Below are 1,455 nucleotides of genomic sequence, written 5' to 3'. Positions count from 1 at the left end.
TGGCCAGATCCCCCAGCGCCTGCAGCGCCGCGCCCCAGCCGCCGGTGGCCACCACCAGCTGGTGGAACTTCATCGCCAGATAGCCAGCCCCCACCACCAGCGCGCCGATGCCGGTGGCAATCACCGCCCCGCGCAGAAGCACCAGCCCCCGCTGCAGGCCTTTCATCGCGAGGCTGGTCACCGCCGCCTTGGTGCTGGTGGCCCCCAGCGCCATTTCCAGCGCAATCGCCGATTTGGCCGCCGCCGCAAAGCGCAAGGGTGCCAGCGCCACCGTCGAGACCACACCCCCCAGCGCCACCACCAGCGGTGCCGAGACCTTCAGCACCAGCCCCAGTGCCAGCGCCGCCGGGCCGACCGTGCCCGCGATCAGCGCGCCGGTGGCGATGAAGCGCTTGGTGCCATCGGAGAGATCGTTGAACCAGCCCGCCACATCTGCCACCCGGTCACTCAGCCCCTGCAGCGCCGGGGCCAGCGCCACCGTCACCTGGTTGGCGAGGCCCCGCCCGGCCAGGCTCATCCGCGACAGCGCGTCATTGGTCAGCTCGATCTGATCCGCATCGACCTCCGAGACCGCCACGCCAAAGCGGTTCACATCCTGCGCCGCCGTGCGCAGCGCCGCCCCGTCGATCCGGGTGAAGATCAGACCCGCCCGGCTGCCAAAGAGATCCGAGGCCACCGCCGCGCGCTCCGCCTCCGGCACATAGTCCGCCAACGCGCCCTGGATCTGCTCCAGCCGTTGATCGAGCGGCAGCGCCTGCAAGGCGCCCGCGCTCAGATGCAGCCGGTCCAGTGCCTTGGCCGCCGCCCCCGTGCCGCCCGCCGCCTGGCTCAGCCGTTTGGTGAGCTGCAATGTGGCCTGCTGCACCTCGCCCATGGACACACCCGAGAGATCCGCCGCCCGCTCCAGCACCTGCATCGAGGCCACGGTGGTTTCCAGCGATTGCGCCATCTTGGCCTGCGCATCCACCACCCGCAGGCTGGAGCGCACCGCAATGCTGGCCGCCGTTGCCATCGGCACCGTCAGGCCAAGCGCCATGCGACGCCCGGCCCCTTCCATCCGCCCCGCCATCCGCTCCATCCGGCGCTCCACCGTGCCCATGGTGGCCTTGGCGCGTTTGGCCCCGGTCTCAAAGGCCGCGGAATCCATCGAAAGCACGCCGCGCAGCGCGCCAATAACTGCGGACATCTAAGCCCCCTGTTTGCTGTTGAAGTGCATGGTCATCAGGCTTGCGCGCAGCTGTTCGAGATCCTGCGTCGCATCGGCCTTGCTGCGGTGCGTCTGGCCCGCAGCCCGGGTAAAATCGGGCATCTTCTTTGGATTGTGGAAGGCATGGCTGACCAGGACGCCCAGCTCCTGGTTCAGCACCCGCCGCGCTTGGACCCGCGCCTCCCTGGCCCGGATTTTGGACCGGGTAATCAGGTCGTATTCGCGCAAGGTAAGATCGTGGAAATCGG

At 69.1% G+C, this 1,455-nt stretch carries 1 protein-coding gene and 1 pseudogene; both read right to left on the bottom strand.

Annotation, left to right across the window (positions count from 1 at the left end):
- Positions 1-1,186 (bottom strand): annotated as a pseudogene (locus tag MHM97_RS22675) (hypothetical protein); the annotation flags it as partial.
- Positions 1,187-1,455: hypothetical protein (locus MHM97_RS22670; RefSeq protein WP_239325905.1), on the bottom strand; the 269-nt coding region annotated here is incomplete at its 5' end.

Source organism: Epibacterium sp. Ofav1-8, assembly GCF_022348185.1.
Taxonomy (GTDB): Bacteria; Pseudomonadota; Alphaproteobacteria; order Rhodobacterales; family Rhodobacteraceae; genus Epibacterium.
Note: the sequence above shows the minus strand (reverse complement) of the source record. Positions and strands in the feature narration are given on the sequence as shown.